Origin of the sequence: Nocardioides sp. NPDC006303, assembly GCF_040613175.1 — a bacterium.
GTDB lineage: Bacteria > Actinomycetota > Actinomycetes > Propionibacteriales > Nocardioidaceae > Nocardioides.
In genome coordinates this window covers 1-26665 of record NZ_JBEXRR010000062.1, presented here as the reverse complement: position 1 = coordinate 26665, position 26665 = coordinate 1, and the positions used below count along the sequence as shown (strand labels likewise).

General features: G+C 70.3%; 23 protein-coding genes and 1 riboswitch. Of the genes, 16 read left to right on the top strand and 7 right to left on the bottom strand.

All coding sequences use genetic code 11. The features are described from left to right. Positions 1–84: 84 nt before the first annotated feature. A complete protein-coding gene (locus ABZY89_RS28110) occupies positions 85–420 on the top strand; it encodes a DUF1048 domain-containing protein (RefSeq protein ID WP_355232478.1) in 336 nt (111 codons plus the stop codon). A 164-nt stretch (positions 421–584) separates the two neighbouring features. On the opposite strand, the gene ABZY89_RS28105 is transcribed toward ABZY89_RS28110, so the two are convergent. Next, positions 585–2198: a GMC oxidoreductase gene (locus tag ABZY89_RS28105; RefSeq protein ID WP_355232479.1), complete on the bottom strand. Its 1614-nt coding sequence runs from the start codon at positions 2196–2198 to the stop codon at positions 585–587. A gap of 288 nt (positions 2199–2486) precedes the next feature. Between ABZY89_RS28105 and ABZY89_RS28100 the strand changes: the two genes are divergently transcribed. The 10 genes from ABZY89_RS28100 (at position 2487) to ABZY89_RS28055 (ending at position 10577) form a co-directional block, all read left to right on the top strand. Continuing rightward, on the top strand, positions 2487–3830 hold the full coding sequence (locus tag ABZY89_RS28100; protein ID WP_355232477.1) for a hemolysin family protein: 1344 nt from the start codon (positions 2487–2489) through the stop codon (positions 3828–3830). Then, entirely contained in the window at positions 3830–4888 is a 1059-nt protein-coding gene (locus ABZY89_RS28095; RefSeq protein ID WP_355232476.1) for a hemolysin family protein, read from the top strand. The genes ABZY89_RS28100 and ABZY89_RS28095 overlap by 1 nt, the downstream gene beginning before the upstream one ends. 42 nt (positions 4889–4930) lie before the next feature. Continuing rightward, complete coding sequence (locus ABZY89_RS28090; protein WP_355232475.1) at positions 4931–5620, top strand: CDP-alcohol phosphatidyltransferase family protein; 690 nt, start codon at positions 4931–4933, stop codon at positions 5618–5620. Next, on the top strand, positions 5613–6542 hold the full coding sequence (locus ABZY89_RS28085; protein WP_355232474.1) for a DUF881 domain-containing protein: 930 nt from the start codon (positions 5613–5615) through the stop codon (positions 6540–6542). Before ABZY89_RS28090 ends, ABZY89_RS28085 begins: the two co-directional genes overlap by 8 nt. Next, positions 6539–6871, top strand: coding sequence for a small basic family protein (locus ABZY89_RS28080; RefSeq protein ID WP_008359542.1), 333 nt, complete (start codon positions 6539–6541; stop codon positions 6869–6871). Before ABZY89_RS28085 ends, ABZY89_RS28080 begins: the two co-directional genes overlap by 4 nt. 19 nt (positions 6872–6890) lie before the next feature. Then, complete coding sequence (locus ABZY89_RS28075; protein WP_355232473.1) at positions 6891–8213, top strand: DUF881 domain-containing protein; 1323 nt, start codon at positions 6891–6893, stop codon at positions 8211–8213. 93 nt (positions 8214–8306) lie between these two features. Then, positions 8307–8693: a glycine cleavage system protein GcvH gene (gene gcvH, locus ABZY89_RS28070; protein WP_355232472.1), complete on the top strand. Its 387-nt coding sequence runs from the start codon at positions 8307–8309 to the stop codon at positions 8691–8693. A gap of 113 nt (positions 8694–8806) precedes the next feature. Beyond that, complete coding sequence (locus tag ABZY89_RS28065) at positions 8807–9289, top strand: FHA domain-containing protein (RefSeq protein WP_160023650.1); 483 nt, start codon at positions 8807–8809, stop codon at positions 9287–9289. Between the two features lie 3 nt (positions 9290–9292). Continuing rightward, positions 9293–10045 (top strand): MerR family transcriptional regulator, encoded by a 753-nt coding sequence (locus ABZY89_RS28060; RefSeq protein WP_350713951.1) that lies wholly within the window; start codon positions 9293–9295, stop codon positions 10043–10045. Positions 10046–10109: 64 nt separating this feature from the next. Next, positions 10110–10577 (top strand): bifunctional nuclease family protein, encoded by a 468-nt coding sequence (locus tag ABZY89_RS28055; RefSeq protein ID WP_091042032.1) that lies wholly within the window; start codon positions 10110–10112, stop codon positions 10575–10577. Positions 10578–10589: 12 nt separating this feature from the next. Here ABZY89_RS28055 and ABZY89_RS28050 read toward each other — a convergent pair whose 3' ends face one another. Further along, on the bottom strand, positions 10590–11426 hold the full coding sequence (locus ABZY89_RS28050) for a helix-turn-helix transcriptional regulator (RefSeq protein ID WP_355232471.1): 837 nt from the start codon (positions 11424–11426) through the stop codon (positions 10590–10592). Between the two features lie 142 nt (positions 11427–11568). Here ABZY89_RS28050 and ABZY89_RS28045 point away from each other — a divergent pair, with 142 nt between their 5' ends. The 3 genes from ABZY89_RS28045 (at position 11569) to gcvP (ending at position 16872) form a co-directional block, all read left to right on the top strand. Continuing rightward, positions 11569–12975, top strand: a complete 1407-nt coding sequence (locus tag ABZY89_RS28045) for an MFS transporter (protein WP_355232470.1) — start codon at positions 11569–11571, stop codon at positions 12973–12975. Between the two features lie 145 nt (positions 12976–13120). Next, positions 13121–13738, top strand: a complete 618-nt coding sequence (locus ABZY89_RS28040) for a MerR family transcriptional regulator (protein WP_350658253.1) — start codon at positions 13121–13123, stop codon at positions 13736–13738. An 80-nt stretch (positions 13739–13818) separates the two neighbouring features. Then, positions 13819–13909, top strand: a riboswitch (glycine riboswitch). 77 nt (positions 13910–13986) lie between these two features. Continuing rightward, complete coding sequence (gene gcvP / locus ABZY89_RS28035; protein ID WP_355232469.1) at positions 13987–16872, top strand: aminomethyl-transferring glycine dehydrogenase; 2886 nt, start codon at positions 13987–13989, stop codon at positions 16870–16872. Between the two features lie 221 nt (positions 16873–17093). On the opposite strand, the gene ABZY89_RS28030 is transcribed toward gcvP, so the two are convergent. From ABZY89_RS28030 to pepN, 3 genes are all read right to left on the bottom strand, one after another. Then, positions 17094–20015 (bottom strand): SMC family ATPase, encoded by a 2922-nt coding sequence (locus ABZY89_RS28030; RefSeq protein WP_355232468.1) that lies wholly within the window; start codon positions 20013–20015, stop codon positions 17094–17096. Further along, positions 20015–21214 carry an exonuclease SbcCD subunit D gene (locus ABZY89_RS28025; protein ID WP_355232467.1) on the bottom strand — a complete coding sequence of 400 codons (1200 nt, stop codon included), beginning with the start codon at positions 21212–21214 and terminating at the stop codon, positions 20015–20017. Before ABZY89_RS28025 ends, ABZY89_RS28030 begins: the two co-directional genes overlap by 1 nt. Positions 21215–21275: 61 nt before the next feature. Further along, positions 21276–23726: an aminopeptidase N gene (gene pepN / locus ABZY89_RS28020; RefSeq protein WP_355232466.1), complete on the bottom strand. Its 2451-nt coding sequence runs from the start codon at positions 23724–23726 to the stop codon at positions 21276–21278. A gap of 37 nt (positions 23727–23763) precedes the next feature. On the opposite strand from pepN, the gene ABZY89_RS28015 reads away from it, so the two are divergent. Continuing rightward, entirely contained in the window at positions 23764–24201 is a 438-nt protein-coding gene (locus tag ABZY89_RS28015; RefSeq protein ID WP_355022066.1) for an OsmC family protein, read from the top strand. Positions 24202–24214: 13 nt separating this feature from the next. Here ABZY89_RS28015 and ABZY89_RS28010 read toward each other — a convergent pair whose 3' ends face one another. Both ABZY89_RS28010 and ABZY89_RS28005 read right to left on the bottom strand, forming a co-directional pair. Next, entirely contained in the window at positions 24215–25276 is a 1062-nt protein-coding gene (locus ABZY89_RS28010) for an S-adenosylmethionine:tRNA ribosyltransferase-isomerase (RefSeq protein ID WP_355232465.1), read from the bottom strand. After that, positions 25273–25971 carry an SDR family NAD(P)-dependent oxidoreductase gene (locus ABZY89_RS28005; RefSeq protein WP_355232464.1) on the bottom strand — a complete coding sequence of 233 codons (699 nt, stop codon included), beginning with the start codon at positions 25969–25971 and terminating at the stop codon, positions 25273–25275. The genes ABZY89_RS28010 and ABZY89_RS28005 overlap by 4 nt, the downstream gene beginning before the upstream one ends. Before the next feature lie 61 nt (positions 25972–26032). Between ABZY89_RS28005 and soxR the strand changes: the two genes are divergently transcribed. Beyond that, complete coding sequence (soxR, locus tag ABZY89_RS28000) at positions 26033–26506, top strand: redox-sensitive transcriptional activator SoxR (protein ID WP_355232463.1); 474 nt, start codon at positions 26033–26035, stop codon at positions 26504–26506. The last annotated feature ends 159 nt before the right edge of the window (positions 26507–26665 follow it).

Here is a 26665-nt window from a genome sequence, read left to right as displayed (position 1 = left end):
CTTGACCTTGACGCTACGTCAGGGCTGCACGCTTCTTTCACGGCCCCAAACAGGAGCCACCAACCGATCCAAAGGAGCACCACCATGAACAACCTCCTCAGCCGCCTCGTCGGTGACAAGAAGGACTGGAAGCGGATGCAAGCTCGTGCCGCCGAACTGCCGGCCGACTACCGCACCGTCTATGGCGAGATGAAGAACTACATGTGGCGCTTCACCGCCGGCGACGGCATGGATATCGTCGCCGTCCTGCGCGAGATCCTCGATCTGTTCGAGGCCGAGGCCGCTGCCGGGCGTTCGGTCATCGAGGTCACCGGGACCGACCTGGCCGCCTTCTGCGACGCCCGGCTGCCCGAGCAGCACGACGCCTACCGCACCAAGCTCCGCGCCGACCTCAACGAGGTCGCCCAGAAGCTGGCATGAGTTGGCGGGAAAACGTAAGAGCCCCGCTGGCGTCTCGGGTCACCAGCGGGGCAAGAACAATGGTGCCGCATCACCTAAGGGGTTGTCACCCCCTTTCGGCAAAATCTGCAGAATTTTGCATTGCATGATCCTGGTGGGGCCGAAATGGCTCCAGGCGGGACCTGTCAGATGACCGTGCCGACGTCCTTGGCGACGATGTTGTCCATCGCACGTTCGGCGACGGCGGCGATGGTCAACGACGGGTTGCATGCCCCCGTGGTGCCGGGGATGAGCGCGCCGTCGAGGACGTAGAGGCCGTCTTGGCCCTGTACCCGGCCGTCGAGATCGCAGACGGTGCCCATGTTGGCGCCGCCGAGCGGGTGCCAGGTGCTGTTGACGATGCTGTTGGTGTCAATCAGGGCGCCGAGGCCGCCGCTGATCTTCGTGACCCGCTCGTGGATGGCGCGATAGCTCGCCGAGTCGCCGCCGAAGGGGAAACGCAGGCTCACCGAGTCGGTCAGCGAGCTGTAGCGGAAGCTGCCGCGGTCGGCACTGACGCCGAATCCGACCAGCATCGTGGCGCCCAGGTCGAGGCCGAGGGGGAGTGGCGGCAACGACGCCTGGATGACGGTGTTGGCCCTGGCCGGGTCGCCCCAGTCCTGGCTCTGGTAGACGACGGGACCACCCTGCGTACCGGTGAGGTTCTCATCGAAGGGGCGCCACATGTAGATCCGGTCGCCGTTGGTGCCCCAGCCCTGGCCGAGCTTCTCGGGAAGGTCCGGGATGGTGTCGGTCGCCGCGGCGCGGACCAGGAGCTTGCTGGTGTTGAGCGAGCCGGCCGCCATGACCAGTGCGCGGGTGGTCAGGATCTTCTGCTCCACCACGTCGCCGGCGTCGTTGGTGCGGTCGACGTGGACCTCCCAGCGGCCGTCGGCGGCCCGGGCCACGCTCGTCACGTTGTGACGGGTGGCGACGTGCACCAGGCCGGTGGCCTCGGCCTGCTCGATGTAGGTGACGTCGACGGAGTGCTTGCCGCCGTTGTTGACGCCGAGGGCGCAGTCGCCGTTGGTGTAGGACGGAGCCATCTCGCCGCGCAGCTCCGCCAGCGCGTAGGACCAGTCGATCGGCATCGGGATCTTCTGCAGGTCGAAGCCGGCTGCCTCCACCCGCTCGCCGAACGTACGCGAGACCCGGTAGTTGTCCGAGGCGATCAGCTCGTCGGGCGCGGTCGCGGCGCCGAGCATCTTGGCCACACGTGGGTAGTGGACCCGGTCCATGAGCTCGTAGTCGAGCTCGTTGGGGAACCAGGTGTTGAAGACCTCGGCGGAGGGCTGCAGCGTCATGCCCTGGTAGACCAGCGAGCCACCGCCGACGCCGGCCGCGCACATGGCCAGCATGTTCTGGCCGAGGACGGGCTCGAGCAGGCCGACGTACGGGCCGAAGTTCAGGGGAGTGCCGAGCAGCTTCTGCAGCGGCTTGAGCGCCTCGGGTGCGGTGGTGTGGAACAGCACCCTTTTGTCGAGCGAGCGCACCGTCGGGAAGGTCTGCGCGTCAGGTCCCGTCGGCCAGCGGCGGCCGCGCTCGAGCACCGTGACAGGTACGCCGGCCTCGGCCAGCCGAAGCGCGGCCACCCCGCCACCGAACCCGGACCCGATGACGACCGCCCGGTGCTCCTCCCGCACCAGTCGTACGCGACGGGGCGAGGCGGCTGCGGCCGGACCGCCGAGCAGCCCGGTGGCGGCGGCGCCGGCAGCGCCAGCAGCGCCGGTCAGGAACGTACGTCGTGAGGCTGAGGCCATGGTCAAGGGGACTCCCTCGGCTCGTGAATCGTCGGTTACTGCCGCGTAAGAGTTGACGAACGGGCCAGGTGTGTCAAGGTTCACAGCCCCGTTCTGGACAACTGTGTCCGGAACGCGACACGTCCCGGAGAGCCCGGTACAGCAACGCAGGAGGCGCAACCACAGCCATGTAGGCTGACCGCACTTCCAACAGCTAAGGACGATCTGAACCCCGATGGACGGACCGCAACCCGGCCAATATCCATGCCCGCTGTGTGATTCGCAGCCGCACCAGCCGAGGTCGGTGCGATGACCGAGGTCCTGTTCATCTTCCTGGCGCTGCTGCTGGTCGCCGCCTGTGGTGTGTTCGTGGCCGCCGAGTTCTCCCTGGTCACGGTCGACCACTCGCAGGTGGAGATGGCCGCCGAGCAGGGCGACAAGGGCGCCCAAGGCGTGCTCCGCGCGATGAAGGAGCTCTCCAGCAACCTCTCCGGCGCGCAGGTCGGCATCACCGTGACCAACCTCGGCATCGGCTGGATGTCGGAGCCGGCGATCGCCGAGCTGATCGACGCACCGCTGCTCGCCACCGGCCTGCCCGAAGGTGCGGTGGCGGGGATAGCGGTGGCCATCGCGTTGACCCTCTCCACCATCGTGACGATGCTCTTCGGTGAGCTCGTCCCCAAGAACCTCGCGCTGGCGCTGCCCCTGGAGACGGCACGCGTCACCCAGGGCCCGATGCGGGCCTTCACCCGGCTCATGCGCGGCCCGATCAAGGTGCTCAACGGCACCGCCAATGCCATCGTGCGCCGCCTGGGCATGGAACCGCAGGAGGAGCTGCGCTCGGCGCGCAGCTCGGCCGAGCTCTCCTCGCTGATCCAGCGCAGCGCCCACGAGGGCACCCTGGACGCCGACACCGCCGAGCTGATGGAGCGCTCGGTGGAGTTCGGCACCCGCACGGCGGGGGAGATCATGACCCCGCGCGTACGCGTCCACAGCCTCGACCACAACGACCGCGCCGAGGCGCTGATCGAGCTCACCCGGCGTACGGGAAACTCCCGCTTCCCGGTGCTCGACGACAACGAGGCCGTGGTCGGCACCGTGCACGTCAAGGCGGCCGTGGCGCTGCCGGTGCACGAGCGGCCCACGGCCAAGGTGAAGCACCTGATGGTGCCGCCGGTGGTCGTGCCCGACTCGCTGCGCCTGGACCCGCTGATGGCGCTGCTGCGCGCCGAGGGGTTCCAGCTGGCCGTGGTGCTCGACGAGTACGGCGACCAGGCCGGCATCGTCACCCTCGAGGACGTGATCGAGGAGATCGTCGGCGATATCGCAGACGAGCACGACCCGCTCAGCGCCCGCGCGCGGCTGCGCCGCGACGGCGGTTGGTCGCTGTCGGGGCTGCTGCGTCCCGACGAGGTCGAGGACATCACCGGTGTCGCGCTCCCGGAGAGCGAGGACTACGACACCGTCGCCGGTCTCATGCTGAGCCTGCTGGGCCGCATCCCCGAGCCGGGAGCGAGCGCCGAGCTGACCGTGCCCGGCACCCCGCCGCCCGACTCCGACGATGACGACGTCTATGCGAGGTACGTGAAGCTGACCGTGGAGCTCATGGACGGGCGCAGGATCGACCGGATCTCGATGAAGGTGATCGGCTGATGAGCACCACGATGGGACTCGTGCTCGGCCTGGTGCTGCTGCTCGCCAACGCCTTCTTCGTCGGCTCGGAGTTCGCCCTGGTCTCGGCCCGACGCAGCCAGATCGAGCCCGCCGCCCAGGCCGGCTCGCAGATGGCCAGGATCACCCTGCGGGCGATGGAGAACATCAGCCTGATGATGGCCGGTGCCCAGCTGGGCATCACGGTCTGCTCGGTGCTCCTTCTGGCGATCACCGAGCCGGCGCTGGCCCACCTGCTCGAGCCCGGCTTCGACCTGATCGGGCTGCCCGAGGCGCTCCACCACCCGGTCGCGTTCGTGATCGCGATGCTCGTGGTCACCTACCTGCACGTGGTGGTCGGCGAGATGGTGCCGAAGAACATCGCACTCGCCGGCCCCGACAAGGCAGCGCTCGTCCTCGGCCCGGCCATCTACGCGATCGTCTACGTGCTGCGCCCGATCATCGTCGCCTTCAACTACGCCGCCAACGTCTGCGTCCGCGCGCTCGGCATCGAGCCCAAGGACGAGGTGAGCTCCGCCTTCACCCGCGCGGAGGTGGCCGCCATGGTCGAGGAGTCCCGCGGCGAGGGGCTCCTGGAGGAGGACGAGTACGGCCGCCTGGCCGGCGCGCTCGGCTTCACCGAGAAGACCGTCGCCAAGGTCACCATCCCGATCTCCGACTGGACGATCGTGCCGCGCGGCGCCTCGGGCTCCGACATCGAGGCGGTGTGTGCCTCGACCGGCTACAGCCGGTTCCCGGTTGCGGGCGACAACGGCGACCTGGTCGGCTACCTGCACATCAAGGACGTACTGGAGCCCGATGACGTACGCCGCCGGCAGCCCGTCCAGAACAAGTGGATCCGCCCGTTCGCGACGGTCACTCCCGACGACGCGCTCCACGAGACGCTCGAGACCCTGCAGCGCCGCGGCGCCCACCTGGCCCGGGTCGTCCGTGAGGACGGCAGCACCATCGGGCTGGCGACGCTGGAGGACGTCATCGAGGAGCTGGTCGGCGAGATCCGCGACGCCGCCCACGCCGACGACTCCACACCCACCGACTAGGGTTGGCTCGTGCCGCGTCTGGTGACAGAGGAGAGCCCGCAGATGCCCAACCGTCGATCCGGTGATCCCCGCCTGCAACATGGCCGGGACACGCGGCGACCCCGGGGCTCGGCCGACCGCAACCAGCCCGTGCTCGGCAAGCTGCTCAGCATCTTGCGGCTCGTCTACGCGCCGGTGGTGCTGTGGGCGGTGATGATCGCCGAGGACGACACGATCGCACTGTCCGCGTTCGGTCTCGCGATCGTCACCGACCTGCTCGACAGCTGGCTGAACCGCAAGCAGCTCGGCCGCCGCCGCTCGGGCGAGCTGCTCGACGTGGCGGCCAACACCGTCTTCGTCCTGGCCGCGACGCTCGCGCTCTGGCAGATCGACGTGATCCCGTGGCCGATCGCGCTGCTGGTGCCGCTGCGGCTCGTCGGCCTGCTGGCGATGATCCCGGCGCTGCGCAGCCGTGGGGTGCGTACGCTGCCCGTCCATCTCCTGGGCAAGGTGGCCGCCTTCTGCATGCTGGCCTCCTTCCCGCTGCTCTACCTCAGCCACGACATCCCTGAGACCCTCGACCTCGGCTTGGAGCCGAGCCTGCCCATCCAGGTGGCGCAGGCCTTCGGCTGGGCCTTCGCGCTGTGGGGGATCCTGCTGCTGTGGTGGAGTCTGGTCCTCTACGCCCAGGAGGCGCGGCGCCTGATGGCCACCACGCCGCCGCTGGAGAAGGGCGGGGCCACCCGTGCCTGATCAGATCCCCGGCTCCGAGGACCTGCGTGCCTACGTCACCAAGCCACTGCTCGACCGCATCACCGACAATGCGATCGACTCCGACTACATGGCTGCTGCCGCGAGGCGCGAGCCCGCGGCCGAGGAGCCGACCCGGCGTCGCCGGCCGGGGATGTGGGCGATGGTGGTCGTGGGACTCTTCGCGCTGCTGGCCACGACCGCCGCGGTGCAGACCTCCCGCAACGAGGACATCCGCCAGACCAGCAGGCAGGTCCTGGTCGACCGCATCGAGCAGCGCCAGGATCGGATCTCCGACCTGCACCAGCAGATCTCCAAGCTGAGTGAGGCCAACCAGAGCAGCGAGTCGGCCCTCAACGCGCTCGGGCTGCGGGCCGAGGCGGCGTCCTCGACGGCCGCGGCGACCGCGGAGGAGACCGGGTTCGCCCCGGTGACCGGCTCGGGGATCAGGATCACGATCGACAACGCCGCCGACGGCAGCGAGGGCGGCACCGTCCGCGACTACGATCTCGCCGTGATCGTCAACGGACTGTGGCAGGCGGGCGCGACCGCCGTCGCCGTCGACGGCCAGCGGGTCACCCCGCGCAGCGGCGTGATCACCTCCGGTGCCACCCTCCGGATGAACGACGTCTCGCTCTCGCCGCCCTACGAGGTCACGGCCATCGGCGACACGCGTACGCTGGCCGCACGCTTCGCCGAGACGGTCTCCGGCGCGATGATTCACACCACGACGCAGGACTACGGGATGCCCTACGACGTCGAGAACATCGACCGGCTCACCCTTCCCGCGGCGCCGCCTGATCTGCTGGAGTTGACCCACCTCGGGGCCAAGTCCAAGGACAAGGGCACCCAGGGCTCCGAGAAGCCCACCGACAACACCGACGAAGACTCAGAAGAGAACAGCGAAGGGGACCGCGAAGAATGATCGCCGTCATCGGCCTAGTGATCGGCATCGTGCTGGGACTGTTCTTCCAGCCCGAGGTGCCCGTCGGCCTCGCGCCTTACCTGCCGATCGCCGTCGTCGCCGCGCTGGACGCCGTCTTCGGTGCGCTGCGCGCGTTCATGGACGGCATCTTCGACGACAAGGTCTTCGTCGTCTCGTTCATCAGCAACGTCGTGATCGCTGCCGGCATCGTCTACCTCGGTGACCGCCTCGGCGTCGGTGGCCAGCTGTCCACCGGCGTCATCGTCGTCCTCGGCATCCGCATCTTCACCAACGTCGCAGCCATCCGGAGGCACATCTTCCATGCCTGACCGGAAGCGGAGACCACCGGTGAAGCGGACCGCGGCCAAGCGGACCCCGGCGAAGAAGGCACCGGCGAAGAAGCCCGCCACGCCTCCGGAGGAGTCCGTCACCGAGACGGTCACCGATGATGGCGCCACGCCCGAGGCCTCGGAAGACGGTACGCAGCCTGCTGAGCAGGCACCCGCTGAGACTGTCGAGACGGCCGACGCCGCCGAGAACGAGGAGCCGTCGAAGACGGACGCGCCCGACGAGGCGGAGTCCGATGAATCCGCGTCCGATGAGGCTGTCGACGAGCCTGAGGAGACGGTGGCCGAGGACAGCGCCGCGGAGGAGCCCGAAGGGTCGGTCGACGCGGACGTCGCGGAGGACGAGCCGGTCGAGCCCACCGACAAGGCGGACGACGTCGAGCCGGTCGAGCCCGTCGACTTCGTCGAGCCTGCTGAAGCTGCCGAGCCTGTAGAGCCTGTCGAGTCGGCGGAGGCCGAGGAGCCGGCCGCCGAGGACGTCGAGAAGACCGACGAGCCCGCTGAGGTCACAGAGCCCGACGCGGTCGAGGACTCGGCTGCGGACGAGCAGACCGAAAAGGCCGAACACGCCGATGAGGCCGACGAGGCCGACGAGCCCGAGGAGGAGCCGGCGCCGCTGGTCGGCCGGGCGCGGCTCTTCGACGCGCTCACTCACTTCCGGCGCGGTCAGGTGGCCGTGGCGGTCCTGCTCTGCGTACTCGGCTACGCCGCGGTGGTGCAGGTCCAGACGAACACCGAGGACTCGACGTACGCCGGTCTGCGCGAGCAGGAGCTGATCGACATCCTCTCCGGCCTGGCGGGCACGACGCAGAAGGCCCAGGAGCAGATCGAGGAGCTCGAGGCGACCCGGGACGAGCTCGAGGACCAGACCCTCCAGCAGCAGACCGCGCTCCAGCGTGCCGAGGAGCAGGTCGACACGCTGCGGGTGATCGCCGGGACGGTGCCGGTCAGCGGTCCGGGCATCACGATCGAGATCGACCCCGGCGCCGACCCGCTGCGGCTGACCGCGCTCCTCGACCTGATCGAGGAGCTGCGTACGAGCGGTGCCGAGGCGATGGAGATCGAGGGGGCCGACGGCGAGGCCGTACGCCTGGTCGCGTCGTCCTCGATCGAGGTCAGCCAGCCCGCTGAGGGGCTCAACGTCGGCGGCGAGCTGATCAGCCCGCCCTACCGCCTCCAGGTGATCGGCCCGCCCGACACGCTGGCCGGCGCGATCGACTTCTACCAGGGCCCGCAGGACCAGCTCGAGGAGCAGGGCGCGGAGGTAAAGGTGGAGTCGGAGGAGAAGATCGACATCGAGTCGATTCACACCGTGTCCCGCTGAAGGTTTCGTCGGTGCGGCGCAGTAGGGTTTCGACAACCGGCTCGCGGGACGATCTTCCGCGGCCAGACCAGTACGCCTGATGAGGAGATGGCCGTGTACCCCGAGGACCTGAAGTACACCAGCGAGCACGAGTGGCTGCGCAACCCTGGCGAGACCGAGGGCTCCGTACGGATCGGGATCACCAACTACGCCCAGGACGCCCTCGGCGACATCGTCTACGTGTCGATGCCGACCGTCGGCGACACGATCAAGTCGGGCGAGAGCTGCGGCGAACTGGAGTCGACCAAGTCGGTCAGCGACATCTACGCGCCGATCTCCGGCGAGGTCGTTGCGGTCAACCCATCGCTCGACGCCACGCCCGAGCTGGTCAACGACGACCCCTACGACGGTGGCTGGCTCTTCGAGGTCACGCCGTCCGATCCTGCCGAGCTGGAGAGCCTCCTCGACGCCGCGGCGTACGAGGCATCACTCGACGCCTAATTATTGGCGCAGCCCAACCGAACACCTGGGCCGACCTGATAGGTTGCGGATACCATCCCTCAACGTTCACTTGAGGGTAGGTGCCCGGCCCTCGATGAACCTGGAGCTCAAAAATGTCCGTGTGCCCCGCTTGCGGCAGCCAGAACCCCGACGAAGCGCGGTTCTGCTCGCAGTGTGGCGTAAGCCTGACCGGGACCGACCAGACCTCGACGATTCAGCTCGGGGCTGACGCCGACACCTCTGACCGGGTGCTCAGCCCGGTCGAGGCGGCCACCGTCGAGGCCCTGCCGCGGGGCAACGGCATGCTCGTCGTGCAGCGTGGTCCCGGTGCCGGAAGCCGCTTCCTTCTCGACCAGGACACCGTGGTCGCGGGTCGTCACCCGGACAGCGACATCTTCCTCGACGACGTCACCGTCTCGCGTCGCCACGCGGAGTTCGCGCGCACCGGCGACACCTTCGAGGTCTCCGACGTCGGCAGCCTCAACGGCACCTACGTCAACCGCGACCGGATCGAGAAGGTCGTCCTCAAGGACGGCGACGAGGTCCAGGTCGGGAAGTTCCGGCTCGTCTTCTACGCCGGGCACGAAGGGGCGTAGCCGATGGCCGCCGCCGCGATGCCTGACCCTCAACGGCCGGCTAGCGACTCGGGGGAGCGGCTCAACATCGGGCAGGTCCTGGATCAGCTGCGTCCGGACTTTCCCACGGTCACCATCCCGAAGATCCGGTTTCTCGAGGACAAGGGACTGATCAAGCCGGAGCGTACGCCCGCGGGCTACCGCAAGTTCTCCCGCCGCGATGTGGAACGACTGCGTTACGTCCTGAGGATGCAGCGCGACCACTACCTGCCGCTCAAGGTCATCGGCGAGCACCTCGACGCGATAGACCGTGGCCTCGAGCCGCCGGCGATCGAGCCGACCGTGCCCACGGTCCCGACGGTGGCCCTGACGCCCAGCGGCGCGCCGGGGGCGGAGTCGTTCCGGCGTACGGACAACATGCGGATCTCGCGGCGCGAGCTCCTCAAGGTGGCCGAGGTCGACGACGCGCTGCTGACCGAGCTGGAGAAGATGGCGCTGGTGGTGCCGCTGCGCAGCGGTCACTACGACACCGACGCTCTCGCGATCGCGCGCACGGCCAAGGAGCTGGCCGAGTTCGGCATCGAGCCTCGTCACCTGCGCGGCATGAAGGCCGCCGCCGACCGCGAGGTCGGTCTCATCGAGCAGATCGTGGCGCCGCTGCGGCGCCCCGGGAACGCCGGAGCGCAGGGCCGGGCCGAGGAGATCGGGAGTGAGATCGCCTCCCTGGCGGTCCGTCTGCACGCCACCTTGGTGAAGTCGGGACTGCGCGACCGCTGACTCGGTTCACATCGCCGGTCAACCGGGCTGCTGTCGCGACCCGGAGACGGGTAGGGTGGATGACATGCGCGAGGTCGATGTGCTCGGAGTCCGAGTGGAGATGCCCTCCAACCAGCCGATCGTGCTGTTGCGCGAGGTGGCGGGTGAGCGATACCTGCCCATCTGGATCGGCGCGGTGGAGGCCACTGCGATCGCCTTCGCCCAGCAGGGCGTGGTGCCGCCGCGGCCGCTGACCCACGACCTGCTCAAGGACGTGCTGGAGGCGACCGGCAACGAGCTGACCGAGGTGCAGATCACCTCGGTCACCGACCGGGTCTTCTACGCCAACCTGGTCTTCGCCTCGGGCGTCGAGGTGAGCGCTCGGCCTTCGGACTCGATCGCGCTGGCGTTGCGTACGGGGACGAAGATCGTGGTCTCCGACGAGGTTCTCGACGAGGCGGGGCTCGCCGTTCCGGCCGAGCAGGAGGACGAGATCGAGAAGTTCCGCGAGTTCCTCGACGAGATCACGCCCGAGGACTTCGAGTCCCACTGACGCTCGGCAAGATCAGTCGCTGAGCGCGAGCATCGCCTTCTCGTCGATGGTGTCGGCCTCGGCCTGGTAGACGACCAGGCGCTGACCGCCGGTGCGGGCCAGCTGCATGACCTCGTAGGTGAGCGTCATCCGGCCCACGTGCGGATGCTCGAACGTCTTGGTGCCACCGCTTCGCTCGCAGACGTCGTAGCGTTCCCACATCTCGGCGAACTCCGGCGACTTGAGCAGCAGCTCGCCCACGAGCGCGGCCAAGCGGGGTGAGTCGAGGTCGGTGCCACCGATGGCCCGCAGGTGGGCGACCGAGCTGGCCACGGTCTGGTACCACGGGTCGAGCAGGCGTCGGCCCACCGGGTCGAGGAAGTGGTAGCGGGTCAGGTTCCGATGCTCCCGCGGGCCCTCCCACAGCCCCGGGTAGAGCCGTCGGCCCGGCCTGTTGGCGGCCAGTGCGTCGTTGTGCCTGCTGAACACGAACGCCGGCAGCGGTCGTAGCTTCTCGATCATGGCGAGCACCGAGGGGCGTACGGTCGTGTCGGTCGTCGCCTGAGGCTCGCTGAACCGTCCCGAAGCGACCTCCGCGAGCTCGTGCAGGCGCTGATGGGCATCGCCGGTGAGGTGCAGTGTGCGGGCCAGCGAGTCCAGGACCGCCGTCGACGGGTTGGTCTCCCGTCCTCGCTCCAGCCGGGTGTAGTAGTCGACCGACACGCCCGCGAGGGCAGCGAGCTCCTCGCGTCGCAGCCCAGGCGTACGCCGCACGCCGGTGCCGGCGGGCAGGCCTGCCTCCTCCGGGGTCACCCGTGCCCGGCGGGCGCGCAGGTAGCGCCCCAGCTCGGTCGCAGCCATGTCGCTCATCCCTACCAGTGTGCCGCAGGTCCGGCTCGGGTGAGGGGCCGTGTCACACCCACCCCTGGTGACACCCCTGCATCGCGCGGTCTGCCTCTGCGCGCGAGGCGAGACCAGACTTTCGGGGACAACGACCTGGAGGAGGAGCACGATGACCGCAGTTGCCCACGAGGCGTCGAGCGGAGGCCTGGCAGAGGCGCCTGCGGGGAGCTTTCGAGCGTTGCTTGCCGCGCTCCTGGGCTTCACCGTGATCACCGTCGACGTCTCCGCGGTGAACATCGCGCTTCCCTATCTCCACCGGGACCTGGGCGGCGGGATGGCCGGGCTGCAGTGGGTCGTGGACGCGTACACGCTGATGTTCGCCGCGCTGATGCTCTCGGCTGGCGCGGTGACCGACCGGGTCGGCCCGGTGCGGGCCTACGCCATGGGGGTGGTGCTGTTCACCGTCGCCTCCGTGGCCTGCGCGGCCGCTCCGGTGATGCCGGCGCTCATCGCGGCGCGGGTGCTCCAGGGCGCTGCCGCCGCGCTGGTGATGCCGGCGTCGCTGGCGCTGGTCCGGGTGGCGTACGACGACGCGCGGGCCCGGGGTCAGGCCATCGCCGTGTGGACCATCGGCGGATCCGCGGCCATGGCGCTGGGACCGGTGGCCGGAGGCCTGCTGAGCGAGTACGCCGGCTGGCGCTGGGTGTTCCTGGTCAACGTTCCGGTCGGGATCCTGATCGTGGCCCTGCTGGCCGGCCTGCGGATCCGGGCGGTACGGCGCCGGGCACCGCTCGACCTCCCGGGCCAGGCGCTGGCCGTGGTCGCGCTGGCGGCACTGACGTACGCCGTCATCGAGGCCGGCCACGGCGGCTGGCACGCGGGCGCGCTGCTCGCGGCGGCGATATCGGTCTCGGCGGCGGGCGCCTTCGTCGTGGTGGAGCACCGCTCGGCGGCGCCGGTGCTGCCGCTCGGCCTGGTGGCGCGGGGGAGGGCGGCGGTCGCGCTGGTCTCCGGCTTCGGCATCAACTTCGGGTTCTACGGAGGGATCTTCCTGCTCGGGCTCTACTACCAGCAGGTGCGGGGCTGGAGCGGTGCCGCGGCGGGGCTGATGTTCGTCATCCCGGCGGCCATGACCACCTGCGCCAACGTGCTGGCACCGCGCCTGGCGTACGTCGTGGGCCGGCGCCCGCTCATCGCCGGCGGCCAACTGATCCTCGCGGTGGGGATGCTCGCCCTGCTCCCGCTTTCGACGACCACGCCGGTCTGGCTGGTCCTCGTCCTGCTGGTCCCGCTCTCCACCGGCGGCGCGCTGGCGATCACCCTCGTCACCGCAGATCTGATCGACGTCGTCGAACCCGCTCGGGTCGGTGTCGCCACCGGTGCGCTGAGCACGTTTCGGCAGACGGGCGGCGCGATCGCGGTCGCCGTCTTCGGCGGTCTGGGAGCGGGCGCGAGCGGGATTCTCACCCTTCCCGGGATGCGGGTCTGCCTCCTCGTCGGAGCCGTGGTACTGGCGCTGACGGCACTGGTCGCGACAACCGGGCGCCGAAAGCCTCATGCTCTACTTGAGGGTTAGGCTGGACGACACGCCGGAGGGGGTTCTTTGACCAGGGCCCTTGCGACGCTTACCTTGTAGTTGTCTCTGTTGTAACTCCAACGATGTGGTCCCCCCGCCGCAGCCGTTCATTCCCCGAGTGGAGTTACGCACAACGGAGTAGACGATGGAGGACATCGTGTTCGACCACGAACAGAAGCCCGGCCACGGCGCCGACGACGCGCAACGCGCGGCGGAGCAGGCTGACGAGCAGGGCCTTCTCTTCACCGACGATGTCTCGCCTTTGCCGAGCGACACCGGTTACCGCGGCCCGACGGCCTGCAACGCGGCCGGGATCAGCTACCGCCAGCTCGACTACTGGGCCCGCACCGGTCTCGTCGAGCCGAGCGTGCGCGGTGCCACCGGCTCAGGCACCCAGCGGCTCTACTCCTTCCGCGACATCCTGATCCTCAAGGTCATCAAGCGACTCCTCGACGCCGGTATCTCGCTGCAGCAGATCCGCGCTGCCGTGCAGCACCTGCGCGAGCGGGGCACCGACGACCTGACCCGCGTCACCCTGATGAGCGACGGCGCCTCGGTCTACGAGTGCACCAGCAACGACGAGGTCATCGACCTGCTCCAGGGCGGGCAGGGCGTCTTCGGTATCGCCATCGGTGGGGTCTGGCGCGAGATCGAGGGCACGCTCTCCGAGCTCCCCAGCGAGCGTGCGGCCGAGGACGGCGAGCAGGTCGCCTCGATGTCCGACGAGCTCTCCGCCCGCCGCGCGGCGCGCAACGCCGGCTAGTAAACGTCACGTAACACTCGACCCCGAGGACCCGCAGAGGCGGGGCCACGGGGTCGAGTCGTTTATGCTGGTGGTGCTGACCATCCCGCACGGGAGAGCTCCTCTCGAAGGGGCGCCGAAGGGGCAATTCCTCCCCGGAAACTCTCAGGCATCCACGACTGTGCGGACCAGGCAACTCTGAAGCGGCGCAGATGCGGTGACAGAGGGGGAGGGCGTACGAGTTGTCTTAGATGCCCTCAGGAGCCACTGTGTCCGACACGCCCACTCTGTCCGAGCTCGACGCCGCCTCCCCGTTCGTGGAGCGCCACGTCGGACTCTCGGCCGCCGACGAGGCGACGATGCTGCAACGGCTCGGGTACGACTCGGTCGCGGCGATGATGGACGCGGCGGTGCCGGCCGGGATCCGCTCGGTCGAGTCGCTGGACCTGCCGGCCGCGCTGAGCGAGGCGCAGGTCGCGTCGCTGGCCCGGGAGATCGCCGCCTCCAACAAGCCCGGCGAACCGATGATCGGGCTCGGCTACCACGCCACCGTGACGCCGCCGGTGATCCGTCGCAACGTGCTCGAGGACCCGAGCTGGTACACCGCCTACACGCCTTACCAGCCCGAGATCTCCCAGGGCCGCCTCGAGGCGCTCATCAACTTCCAGACCATGGTCGGCGACCTGACCGGCCTGCCGGTGGCCAACTCCTCGCTCCTGGACGAGGGCACCGCGGCCGCCGAGGCGCTGGCGCTGGTGCACCGGGCCAACCGCAAGGTCACCCAGAAAAATGGCAGGGCTCCGTTCATCATCGACGCCGACGCCCTGCCGCAGTCCATCGAGGTCGTGAAGGTGCGCGCCGAGGCGATGGGCCTCGAGGTCGTCGTGGCCGACCTCTCGCAGGGCCTGCCCGAGGGCGACGCGATCGGCGTGCTGGTGCAGTACCCCGGCGCCTCCGGTCGCGTGCCCGACCTCAAGCCGGTCATCGACGCCGCCCATGAGCGCGGCGCGCTCGCCGTGGTCGCCGCCGACCTGCTCGCTCTCACCGTCCTGGAGGCGCCCGGCACCCTCGGCGCCGACGTCGTCGTCGGCTCCACCCAGCGCTTCGGCATCCCGCTCTTCTACGGCGGCCCGCACGCCGGCTACATGGCCGTCCACGAGGGGATCGAGCGGCACCTGCCCGGTCGTCTCGTCGGTGTCTCCGTCGACGCTGAGGGGCGGCCCGCGTACCGCCTCGCTCTGCAGACCCGTGAGCAGCACATCCGCCGCGAGAAGGCGACCTCCAACATCTGCACCGCGCAGGTGCTGCTGGCCGTCGGCGCTTCGATGTACGCCGTCTACCACGGCCCCGCCGGGCTGCGGACGATCGCAACCCGCACCCACCGCTACGCCGCCGTCCTGGCCGCTGCGCTCAAGTCGGCTGGGCTCCCGCTGGTCTCGGAGACGTTCTTCGACACGCTGGGTGTCACCGTGCCCGGCCGGGCGGCCGATGTCGTCACCGCGGCGCGTCGCTTCGGCGTACATCTTCGTCTCGTGGACGCCGACACCGTCGGCATCTCGACCTCGGAGGCGACGACCCGCTCGACCCTCTCGGCCGTGCTCAACGCCTTCGGCGTCTCTGGTGCGGACCTGGACGAGATCGACCGCACCACGGCCAGCGCGCTGCCCGACGGCCTGCTGCGCACCACCGACTACCTCACCCACGAGGTCTTCAACGCGCACCACAGCGAGACCCAGATGCTGCGCTACCTGCACAAGCTGGCCGCGCGCGACTACGCACTCGACAAGGGCATGATCCCGCTCGGCTCGTGCACCATGAAGCTCAACGCGACCACCGAGATGGAGCCGATCTCGCTGCCCGGCTTCGCCGACCTGCACCCGTTCGTGCCCGCCGAGGACGCCGCCGGCTACACGCGCCTCGTCGGAGAGCTCGAGGGGTGGCTCGCCGAGGTCACCGGCTACGACGAGGTCTCCATCCAGCCGAACGCCGGCTCGCAGGGTGAGTTCGCCGGCCTGATGGCGATCCGCGGCTACCTGGACGCGCAGGGCCAGGGTCACCGCAAGATCTGCCTGATGCCTTCCTCCGCGCACGGCACCAACGCCGCCTCGGCCGTGATGGCCGGCATGAAGGTCGAGGTCGTGAAGTCGTCCGAGGACGGCACCGTCGACCTCGACGACCTGCGGGCGAAGCTCGACGCCCACGGCGAGAACGTCGCCGCGATCATGGTGACCTACCCCTCGACCCACGGGGTCTACGAGGAGGGCATCACCGAGGTCTGCTCGCTGGTGCACGAGGCCGGCGGTCAGGTCTACATCGACGGCGCCAACTTCAACGCGCTCCTGGGCTACGCCAAGCCCGGCGAGTTCGGTGGCGACGTCTCCCACCTCAACCTGCACAAGACCTTCTGCATCCCGCACGGCGGTGGCGGTCCGGGTGTCGGTCCGGTCGCGGTCCGCTCGCACCTGGCGCCCTACCTGCCCTCGCACTCCCTGCACCCGGACACCTCGAAGCGCTCGGGCATCGGCGCTATCTCGGCTGCTCCGTACGGCTCGGCCGGCATCCTGCCGATCTCGTGGGCGTACGTCCGGCTCATGGGCGCCGAGGGTCTGACCCGGGCGACGTCCGCAGCGGTGCTGTCGGCCAACTACGTCGCCTCGCGCCTCAACGAGCACTTCCCGGTGCTCTACCGTGGCGAGACCGGCCTGGTCGCGCACGAGTGCATCCTCGACCTGCGGCCGATCACGAAGGAGACCGGTGTCACCGTCGACGACGTCGCCAAGCGGCTCATCGACTACGGCTTCCACGCCCCGACGATGTCCTTCCCTGTCGCCGGCACGCTCATGGTCGAGCCCACCGAGTCCGAGGACCTCGGCGAGCTGGACCGGTTCATCGACGCGATGATCGCGATCAAGGGCGAGATCGACCGGGTCGCCTCGGGTGACTGGACCGCCGAGACCTCGGTCCTGCGCGGCGCCCCGCACACCTCCCGTGCCCTCGTCGGGGACTGGGACCGCGCCTACTCGCGCGAGGAGGCCGTCTTCCCGCGCGGCATCGACCCTGACAAGTACTGGCCGCCGGTGGCCCGCATCGACAACACCTACGGCGACCGCAACCTGGTCTGCTCCTGCCCGCCCGTCGAGTCCTTCGCCGAGTGACCCTCCCGCCGAAAGGTCGATTTCTGACGCCGAGGCGTCGATTCTTGAGCTCCATTGGTCGAGAATCGGCGCCGAGGAGTCAGTTTTTGGGTGGCGAGGTCCTGGGCTCCGTGCGGGTGCCTGGCGCGCCAGCGACCTGACTTCTCGGCGTCAAGAATTGACCTCTCGCGGTCAAGAACTGACGCCTCGGTGCCAGATTCTGACTTCTCGGCGTGGCTGGGTCAGGTGGCGTGGATCTGGAGAGTGGATCCCTCTCGGCCCTTGGCCACCGCGAGCTGGGTGGGGATGCGCTCGCGCATCTCGGTGACGTGGCTGACGACGCCGATGATGCGACCGCCCTCGCGGAGGGTATCGAGGACGTCGAGCACGTCGTCGAGGGTGTCGGCGTCGAGGGAGCCGAAGCCCTCGTCGACGAAGAGGGTGTCGAGCATCTGGCCGCCGGCCTCGTTCATGATCACGTCGGCCAGGCCCAGCGCCAGGGCGAGGGAGACCACGAAGGTCTCGCCGCCCGACAGGGTGGCCGGGTCCCTCGACTCGCCGGACCAGTCGTCGCGGACCATCAGCGCCAGGCCACCGCGCCGGTCGCCGGCACCCTTGGCCGCGGAGTGCTCCAGGGCGTAGCGCTGGTCGCTCATCTTCGCCAGCCGCTCGTTGGCGGCGGCGACGACCTGGGTGAGGCGGTAGGCGACGACGTAGGCCGACAGGCTCATCTGAAGCTGGTTGTCGCTGCTCTTGCCCTCGGCGAAGGAGGCGATCCGGACGGCGACCTCGAGGTCGTCGCGTACGGGCGCCCAGGCCGAGAGCGCGCGGGTCAGGTCGCGTTGCAGGGAGTCGAGGCGGGCGGCCCGGTTGGCGGCGGTGTCGGCCGCCGAGCGGGCCGAGTCGGCGGCGTCGGCGGCCTTGCGGTGGGCGGTGGTGAGCGCCGGCAGGTCCGGCTCCTCGGTGGCCAGGATCTCGGCGGCGCCGGGGGAGTCGAGGGTCGCCCGGGCGGCCGCCAGGCTGTCGGCGTACGTCTTGATCTGGCTGTTCAGCGCCGCGACCCGCTCGGGCGGGAGCGCGGCGGCGAGGGCGCTCTCGGGGGTGTCGAAGCCGGCCCGGACCGCCGTGGCGGTGAGCGTGCGCTCGGCGCCGGCCAGCGCCTCGGCGGCGCGGGTGGCGGCCTCGAGGCGCTCGAGGCTCGTGGTCGCGGCACGGTGCTCGCGGTCGAGAGCGGCGAGCACGGCGTCGAGATCCCGGTGGTCGCCACGGACGTCGGTCAGCTGCTCCTCGAGACGCTCGCGTTCCTCGGTGAGGTGACGCAGGGTGGTCTCGAGCTCGGCGGCGCGGGTCTCCAGCTCGGCACGGAGCGTCGCCGAGCGGGCCCGGGTCTCCTCGGCGGCGGTGAGCTCGGCGCGCAGGCTCGGCTCGCGGGCAGCCGTACGCTCCAGACCGGCCAGGCGCTCGGCCATCGACGCGGCCGGCTCGTCACTCTCCCCAGCAGCCTCCTGGGCGAGCTGGAGTCGGGTGGTGAGGTCGCGTACGTGCTGGTCGCGGGCGTGCTCCTCGGCGCTGGCGTTGTCGTAGGTCGCCTGGGCGGTCTTCTCGGCAGCCGCGTCGGGGGCGCCGTCGGCGGGGGAGGCCTTGTGCGGGTGCTCGTGGGACCCGCACACCGGGCAGTCCGCACCGACGGCGAGCGCCCCGGCGAGCTCGGCGGCGATGCCGTCCAGCCGGGCCTGGCGTACGTCGAGGTAGTGGGTGCGCGCCTCCATGGCGGCAGTCCTGGCCGACTCGTGCCTGGCGCGGGCGTCGACGAGCTCCCGGGTCAGCCGGCCGACCTCGGTGACCGCGGCGACCTGAGCGCGCAGCACCGGGATCGCAGCAGCCGCTTCGGTAGCCGCCGCCAGGTCCGCGGTGAGGGCCTCGGTCTGCTGCGGCAGCTCCTCGGCGAGCCGGGCCTGCTCGCGGGTCTGGGTGAGGAGGCGGTCGCGCTGGGTGCCGGTGGTTGCGAGCTCGCGGGTGACCTCGCTGAGACGTTGCTGGACCGGCGCCAGGGCGCGGGCCTGGGCGAGACGTGCCGAGATCCGGTCCACCGCCGCCTTGGCGTCGGTCAGGGTCAGGTCGCTCGGGGCGAGCGCAATCGCCCTGGCGTGCTCGCGCCGTGCCTGGTCGGCGAGCTCGTTGACCCCGGCCACCGCCTCGGCCCGCTGGGCGGCCTCGACGCGGCGTACGCGCTCCTCCTGCTCCTCGGCAGCGGCGACGAGGCGGCTCTCGGCGGCCGCGGCCGCGCGGAGGCCGCGCTGCTTCTCGGCCATCGCCCGGGCGGCGTCGAGGGCGGCGAGGGTCTCCGACTCCGCGGCCAGGGCCTCCATCGCCGCGCCCGAGGTGACCGCCTGCGACTCGGTGGCCTCCTCGGCCAGCGCGCGGGCCCAGGTTGCGATCGCTCCGTCGCCGGCGGGGAGGCCGAGGTCGTGGACGTCCCAGTCGTCGGGGAGCGTGACGGCCGCGGTCTCACTGATCCGGCTGACCGCCTCGGCGACCCCGGCGTTGAGCTCCTCGGAACGCCGCCGGAGCTCGACGCGGCGCTCACGCAGCCAGCGCTCGACATCGGCGAAGCGCTCGGTGCGGAAGAGCCGCTCGAGCAGCCGCTTGCGCTCCTCGGCGCTGGAGCGCAGGAAAGCCTGGAAACGCCCCTGGGGGAGCATCGCGACCTGCACGAACTGGGTCAGCGTCATGCCGAGCAGGTCCGAGACCAGGTGGCCAGCCTCGTCCAGGCGGGTGGTGAGGGTGCGCCACTCCTCGCCGACCTGCTCCATGAGCACGACGGAGGCCTGCTGGGTCGTGGTGCCGGCGCCACGGCGCTTGGGGCGCTCCCACGACGGGGAGCGGGTGATCCGGAAGCGTCGCTGGGCGAGCGTCGCCTCCAGGACGACCCGGGTCGCGACCTCGGCCGGCGCCCGGTCGCTGCGCAGCCGCTTCGCGACCGAACGGTCACCGGGGACGTCGCCGTAGAGTGCGAAGCAGACCGCGTCCAGGACGCTCGTCTTTCCGGCTCCGGTGGCGCCGGAGAGCAGGAAGAGACCCGCCTCGGAGAGCTGGTCGAAGTCGACGCTCACCGTGCCCGTGAACGGGCCGAACGCGGCGACCTCCAAGTGGTGAAGGCGCATCAGAAGAGCACCTCGAGCCACTCCTCTTCCTCGGCGACGCCGGAGCGCGAGTCGAGCGAGTCGACCTCGGGGTCCTCGCAGCAGGCGTCCACGGCGGTCTGCAGCAGCGCCAGCTCGGCCTTGGCCGCGGGCTCGCCGCGGAGCTCGGCCACGAACTCGGTGACCAGGTCGATGTCCCGGCGCGGCCGGGACGGGTCGGGCTGGGACAGGGCACCCAGGACCGGCGCGGTCGACTCGAACCCCAGCACGAGGGTGTGCGGGAACCGCCGCCGCAGCCGTTCCATGGCCTGGGCAGGGCGGATCCGGTCGGTCAGGGTGATCTGCAGCCACGACTGCTCGTGGACCTCGTGGCGAGGGTCGCTCAGGAGCTCCTCGAGGGTGCCCCGCAGGCGGGCCAGGTTGCGCGGGACCGGCGCCTCCACGAACTCGCTGGCGACGAAACCGGACTCGTCGAGATCGATGAGCCAGGACCCCTTGAGGTGGTTGGCCTCGGAGAAGGAATAGGCCAGCGGGGAGCCGCTGTAGCGCACCGTGTCGGTGATCGTGTGGCGGCCGTGGAGGTGGCCGAGGGCGGCGTAGGAGATGTCCTCGAAGAGGCTGGCGGGCACCATCGAGACGCCGCCGACGGAGATGTCGCGCTCGGAGTCGGAGGGCTCCGCGCCGGTGACGAAGGCGTGGGCCATGACCACGCTGCGGCCACCCCGGCCATCGAGGTCGGCACGCACCCGTCGCATCGCCTCGCCGAGCGCCGCCTGGTGGGAGCGCGACTCCAGCCCCCAGGACGCCCTGGCTGCGTCGGGATCGAGGTAGGGGAGACCGTAGAAGGCCACCTCGCCGTGCTCGTCGGGGAGCATCACCGGGCGGCCGACGCCGGCCAGGTCGGTGCGGATGAAGATGCCGGCGGCGTCGATCAGCTCGGAGCCGAACCCCAGCCGCTGGGCCGAGTCGTGGTTGCCGCTGGTGATGACGACCTTCGCCCGCGAGGCCGCGAGTCGCGAGAGCGCCTCCGAGGCCAGCCGCACCGCGTCGACCTGCGGAAGCGCACGGTCGTATACATCGCCGGATACGCACACCACGTCGACGGATCCCTGCTCCACCACGGAGAGGAGATGGTCGACGTACGCCGCCTGGTGCCCGAGCATGCCCTCCCGGTGGAAGGACCGGCCCAGGTGCCAGTCGGAGGTGTGCAGGATCCGCATGAAACGAAAACTATCGGTGACCACGGACAGTCTTGCCCCCGACTCACCGCCAGGGCCTCGGCTACGCGGGATAGGTCACCTTGATCGCCAGCTGTCGCTGCAGGTTGTCGGCCGCGTCGGCGACCCGGCGGCGTACGCCCGGGTCCAGATCCAGCTCGATGACCGCCCGTGCGGCAGCGAGGGTCTCCTCGGTCACCGAGCCGCTCGGGAAGAACGCCTCGGCGGCCTCGGCGAGGCTCCAGCCCGACCGCTTCTCGGCGGTGGCGGGAAGCTCGGCGAAGTAGCGCTCCACATAGCCCGAGGTGAGCTCGGCCGGACCGGCCCAGAACGCCCGTCCGGCGGCCAGGATGTCGTAGTTGGGCAGGTCGGTCTCGCCGGTGAACACCGACCAGCCGTACGCCTTCGCCTCCGCGTCGGGGATGCTGACCAGGGCGCCGTTGAGGTGGATGCGCGCCTCGTTGGCGGGCTCGGCGTCGTAGGCGGCCTGCAGCTCCGCACGATCCGCGAAACCGTTCTCGGCGAGCTTGGCCAGGATGCGCCAGCGCAGGTCGAGGTCGGTCTCGATCCCGGCCGGGGGAGTGGCGAGCCATTCCCGCAGCAGCGACTCGGACGACGCCGAGCGGATCGCCGCGCGGTAGGAAGACAGCTGCAGCTCGGAGCCGGGAGCGACCTCCGCAAGCTTGCGGAGGGCGGCCTCGTGGAGCCGCTCGCGCGCGCCCGCGGGTGCCAGCGGCACCACCGAGCCGAAGAGCCACGGCATGGTGCGCCTTGGCGTGTCCTCGAGGTCCTCGACCGGCAGCGAGGCCTCGGCGATGTCGATGACGTCGGCCGGGTCGACCGCGGCGTTGAACCAGGCGCTGCGCAGGTTGTTCCACACGCCCGCGCGCAGACCGTCGTCAGTGACCTCCGGGAGGGCTGCCTTGAGCGCCTGCACCGTCTCCCAGTCGGGGATGGCCGAGGCCCAGGTGTCGTCGTAGGGGTCGAGCACGACGGCGTTGGCGGCGACCTGGAGCGGCGTCTGGTCACCGCTCACCGTGATGTCCTCGGTGGTCCACCGGGTGCCGTTGAGGATCGCCGCGCGGAAGGTGTGGGAGCGGTCGGCGGGGTGCCGCGACGGAGCGGTGCGGTTGACGACCATCTTGGCCGGGTCCCACGAAAGGGTGTCCGGGCCGGCGGTGAGCAGCCACTGGGTGGTGAAGGTGTCGAGGTCGAACTCGACCCCCGCCTCGGCCGCGGCGGCATCCCAGGAGGCGAACAGGTCGTGCATCGTCGCGTTGCCGAACCGGTGCCGGTTGAAGTGGTCGATCGCGCCCGCGAAGAAGACGTCGTCGCCCAGCGACGCGGCGAGCTGGCGCAGGATCGCCGAGCCCTTGGAGTAGGAGATCCCGTCGAAGTTCTGCAGCGCGGAGACGGCGTCCTCGGCGCCGTTGCCGGCGACCGAGTGCGTCGATCCGCGCTGGTCGGCGGTCAGGCCCCACTGGCGGCGGGCGTAGGACATGTCGGCCCAGGCGTCGGCGTACTCCGTCACCTCGGCGGTCACCCGGTTGCCCATGTATTCGGCGAACGACTCGTTGAGCCACAGGTCGTCCCACCACTGCGGCGTGACCAGGTCGCCGAACCACTGGTGAGCCATCTCGTGGGCGACCGTGGTGGCGCGCTGGATCCGCATGCCGCGGGTCACGCGGGAGGTGAAGACGAGCGGGTCCCGGAAGGTCACGCAGCCCGGGTTCTCCATCGCGCCCGCGTTGAACTCCGGCACGAACGCCTGGTGGTAGTTGCCGAACGGGTAGCGGATGCCGAAGAGCCGGTGGAACTCGTCGAAGCACTGCTTGGTGATCGTGAAGAGCTCCTCGGCGTCCTTGTCGAGGTCGGCGGCGATGCTCTGTCGTGAGCTCAGCGACAGCGGGATCCCGTCGTGCTCGTCGTGGATCATGTGCCACGGCCCGGCGACGAGCGTGACGAAGTACGTCGAGAGCGGCTGGCTCCGCTCGAACTCCCAGGTCCCGGGCGAGGTCTGGGAGCCCGGAGCGTTGCCGATCACCGTCCAGTCGTGCGGCGCGCTCACGTGGAAGGTGTAGGGCGCCTTCAGGTCGGGCTGGTCGAAGCAGGCGAAGATCGTCGGGGCGGCGTCCATGAAGCACATCCCGTAGACGTAGGCCCGTCCGTCGGCCGGGTCGACGCTGCGGTGGAGCCCCTCGCCGTCGTTGCGGAACGGCATGGTGGCCTCGACGACGAGCTCGTTCGGGCCCTCGTCCGTGCTGATCGGGAGACGCCCCTTGGCGAGCGTGGCCGGGTCGATCGAAGCCCCGTTGAGGCTGATCCGCTCGACCGAGACCGGCTTCAGGTCGAGGAACGTCGGCCCACCTCTGGAGGTGAACCGAATCGTCGTCACGGAGCCGAACGTCTCCTCGCTGGAGCCGAGATCGAGGCGTACGTCGTAGTCCTCGATCTTCAGCAGGCTGGCACGGGCGGCGGCCTCGTCTCGGCGCAGGGGCAGGCTCTGGGTGCTCACGTCGCACAGGCTAACGGGCAGATGGCACTCTTTCCCCATGACTGACTCTGCTGCAGACCTGCGCTCGGTATCTCTGGAGAAGATCGGCGAGCACCGCTTCCGTGCGACCAACGCGCGCGGCGGCACCGTGGTGATCGGCCACGGCGACGACCCCGACTTCACCCCGGTCGAGCTGCTCCTCGCCGCCCTGGCCGGCTGCAGCGCTCTGGACGTCGACTTCATCACCGGCAAGCGGTCCCCGATGGAGACCTTCGAGGCCCTCGCCGCGGCCCGGAAGATCCGCGACGAGCAGGGCAACCGCCTCGTCGACATCGCGGTCACCTTCGACATCACCTTCCCCGAGGGCGAGGCCGGCGACGCCGCCCGCAAGGTCCTCCCGGACGCGATCAAGAAGTCCGAGACCCGCCTGTGCACCGTCGGCCGCACCGTCGCCGTCGGCACCCCGGTGAGCTACGGAGAGGGCGCCCTCTCCTAGCTCGCCTCGGCACTCAGGGGAGCAGGAGGGCGGAGTCGCCGAACTCGTGCCACAGGTAGCCGTCTCCGACCGCGGCGTCATAGGCCGCCTGGGTGAGCTCGGGACCGGCGACGGCCTCGACCAGCAGCAGATGGCTTGCCTGCGGGTCGTGCCAGCCGGTGATCAGCCCGTTGACCACGTACGGCGGGTTGGCCGGCGTGATGACCCGGTCGGTCCACCCGCTCGCCGCCCTGACCGCGCCCGTCGCGGGGATGACCGCTGACTCGAGGGCTCGGGTGACGGTGGTGCCGGCCGCGACGACGCGGCCCCCGGCGTACCTGGTCTGCTCCACCAGTCTCGCCGTGGTCTCGGAGACCTCGAACCACTCCGCGCCGGGGGCTTCGCCGGCTTCCTGGGAGGAGACGCCGGTGTGCAGGGTGATGGGCGCGATCTGGATGCCGCGGGTGACCAGCTCGGTGACCAGCGGATGGGTGAACGGGCGTGCCGCCGAGGGCATCTCCGCGCTCCCGGGGCGGTGCCCGAAGACCGTCTGGTAGGCGGAGAGCGGGTAGCGGCGGTCGAGGTAGCCGTACGCGATAGGGCGTCCGGCCCGCTCGAGCTCGGCCGTCACGTCGCCGGTGACGCGGGCCCGCCAGAGCCGGTTGCCCTCGCCGGTGGGGGAGGAGGGGCGACCGTCCGGGTACGGCTCGAGGAGGGTCACCCGTAGGCCCGCGGTCACGACCACGTCCCCCTCGGCGGCGTCGAGCACGGACCTGGAGGCGTCAGGCGCGGAACGGAGCTCCACGGCCCAGCCGGTGTCGAGGCGCTGGGCGAGGTGGAGCACGACCCGGCCGCGCCCGATCAGGTCGGCGTCGAGCTGGCGCGCCTCGGTCACCGAGTCGTTGACCACGACCAGGTCGCCGGGGGAGAGGTGGTCGGCAAGGTTGCGGAACCGGGCATGTCGTACGCCACCCGGCGATGCCACGAGCAGCCGCACCCCGTCGCGCTCCATGCCGCGCCACTCCGCGGGCGCGGGAGCTGTGGCGTCCTCAGGAAAGGGGAACGTGGTGGTCGGTCGTTCGGCGAGCATGGTCATCGGATCGCTCCTACGGATGCGAGTTCGGTGGCGCGGTAGCGCCCGGACGGCTGCTCGCCGGAGAGCAGCGCGAGCAGGTGCGGAACGACCGATTCCGGCAGTGGTCGGTCGGAGATGTCCTCGCCGTGGAAGGCAGCCTGGTGCATCGCGGTGCGCATGTCACCGGGATCGACGGCGTACGCACGGATGCCGTTCTCCTCGCCGAGGGTGAGGATCAGGTGGTCGAGCGCGGCCTTGCTCGCTGCGTACGTTCCCCAGGTCGGGTAGTGCTCGACCGCCGCGTCGCTGGAGATGCCCACGAGGGTGCCGCGCGAGGCGATCAGGTAGGGGAGGAGCCGCTGGGTGAGCGAGAGCGGAGCGAGCAGGTTCGTCTCGAGCACACTCGAGAAGAGGCTCTCGGGGACCTCGGCCAGGGGAAGCATCGGGCCGAGCTCGCTGGCGTTGTGCACGAGCAGGTCGAGGCGCCCGTGGCGGGCGACCGCGGCCGCGATGGCGTCCTGATGGTCGAGATCTCGTACGTCGCCGCTCAGCGTCGTCACACGGGGGCTGTCCGGCAGGGCGGCATGGAGACGGTCGGCGCTGCGGGCGTCGGTGACGAGGCTCCAGCCCTTGTCGATGAGAGAGGTCGCGAGGGCGAGTCCCAGCCCTGCGGAGCCCCCGGTGATGACGGCTACTTCGTTGTCTGATCTGTTCATGACCCCTAGGATTCAACCTAAAGTGAACTTGAGATCAAGGGCTGCGACAGAAAAGAGTGAGATGAACACCCACGACCTGCTCACGATGGGCGAGGTGACCCGGCGCAGCGGCTACGCGGCCTCCGCGGTGCGCTACTACGAGAGCCAGGGCCTGATCCAGGCCGAGCGATCGGCCGGGGGACAGCGTACGTTCGAGCGCAGCGTCCTGCGCAGGCTCGCGTTCATCAGGGCGGCCGCCAACGTCGGACTCTCCCTGGACGAGATCAAGGCCGAGCTCGACTGCCTGCCGGGGGACCGGACCCCCACGAAGGCCGACTGGGCACGCATGTCCAGGCACTGGCGCCGCCGCCTCGAGGAGCAGATCCACGCCCTCGAGCGTCTCCGCGACAACCTCGACTCCTGCATCGGCTGCGGCTGCCTCTCCCTGCAGCGCTGCGGCATCTCCAACCCCAACGACGCCGCCGCGGCCCAGAGTCCCGGTGCCGCGTACCTCCCCAAGGTCCTGCGCCGCGACCCACCCCGCCGCCGCGCCTGACCCGCCGAATCGGTAGAAGCTGCGTGCCGAGAATGCAGTTGTGGGCGACGAAACTGGAGTTTCGTCCGCCCAGACCGAGTCGTACCGGGCCAACGGGCTGGCCAACAAGGCCTCCAACCTGTGCTCGGAGATCACACTCGTCTCCGACGAGGACCACTC

Excerpts from the sequence above, each read along its gene's own strand:
- ABZY89_RS28060 (WP_350713951.1), top strand. The coding sequence starts at position 9,293 with ATGGCCGCCGCCGCGATGCCTGACCCTCAACGGCCGGCTAGCGACTCG.
- ABZY89_RS28015 (WP_355022066.1), top strand. The coding sequence starts at position 23,764 with ATGACTGACTCTGCTGCAGACCTGCGCTCGGTATCTCTGGAGAAGATC.
- soxR (WP_355232463.1), top strand. The coding sequence starts at position 26,033 with ATGAACACCCACGACCTGCTCACGATGGGCGAGGTGACCCGGCGCAGC.
- ABZY89_RS28105 (WP_355232479.1), bottom strand. The coding sequence starts at position 2,198 with ATGGCCTCAGCCTCACGACGTACGTTCCTGACCGGCGCTGCTGGCGCT.
- ABZY89_RS28080 (WP_008359542.1), top strand. The coding sequence starts at position 6,539 with ATGATCGCCGTCATCGGCCTAGTGATCGGCATCGTGCTGGGACTGTTC.
- ABZY89_RS28005 (WP_355232464.1), bottom strand. The coding sequence starts at position 25,971 with ATGAACAGATCAGACAACGAAGTAGCCGTCATCACCGGGGGCTCCGCA.
- ABZY89_RS28055 (WP_091042032.1), top strand. The coding sequence starts at position 10,110 with ATGCGCGAGGTCGATGTGCTCGGAGTCCGAGTGGAGATGCCCTCCAAC.
- ABZY89_RS28065 (WP_160023650.1), top strand. The coding sequence starts at position 8,807 with ATGTCCGTGTGCCCCGCTTGCGGCAGCCAGAACCCCGACGAAGCGCGG.
- ABZY89_RS28090 (WP_355232475.1), top strand. The coding sequence starts at position 4,931 with ATGCCCAACCGTCGATCCGGTGATCCCCGCCTGCAACATGGCCGGGAC.
- ABZY89_RS28045 (WP_355232470.1), top strand. The coding sequence starts at position 11,569 with ATGACCGCAGTTGCCCACGAGGCGTCGAGCGGAGGCCTGGCAGAGGCG.
- ABZY89_RS28050 (WP_355232471.1), bottom strand. The coding sequence starts at position 11,426 with ATGAGCGACATGGCTGCGACCGAGCTGGGGCGCTACCTGCGCGCCCGC.
- ABZY89_RS28100 (WP_355232477.1), top strand. The coding sequence starts at position 2,487 with ATGACCGAGGTCCTGTTCATCTTCCTGGCGCTGCTGCTGGTCGCCGCC.
- ABZY89_RS28110 (WP_355232478.1), top strand. The coding sequence starts at position 85 with ATGAACAACCTCCTCAGCCGCCTCGTCGGTGACAAGAAGGACTGGAAG.
- ABZY89_RS28030 (WP_355232468.1), bottom strand. The coding sequence starts at position 20,015 with ATGCGCCTTCACCACTTGGAGGTCGCCGCGTTCGGCCCGTTCACGGGC.
- ABZY89_RS28095 (WP_355232476.1), top strand. The coding sequence starts at position 3,830 with ATGAGCACCACGATGGGACTCGTGCTCGGCCTGGTGCTGCTGCTCGCC.
- ABZY89_RS28010 (WP_355232465.1), bottom strand. The coding sequence starts at position 25,276 with ATGACCATGCTCGCCGAACGACCGACCACCACGTTCCCCTTTCCTGAG.
- ABZY89_RS28040 (WP_350658253.1), top strand. The coding sequence starts at position 13,121 with ATGGAGGACATCGTGTTCGACCACGAACAGAAGCCCGGCCACGGCGCC.
- ABZY89_RS28025 (WP_355232467.1), bottom strand. The coding sequence starts at position 21,214 with ATGCGGATCCTGCACACCTCCGACTGGCACCTGGGCCGGTCCTTCCAC.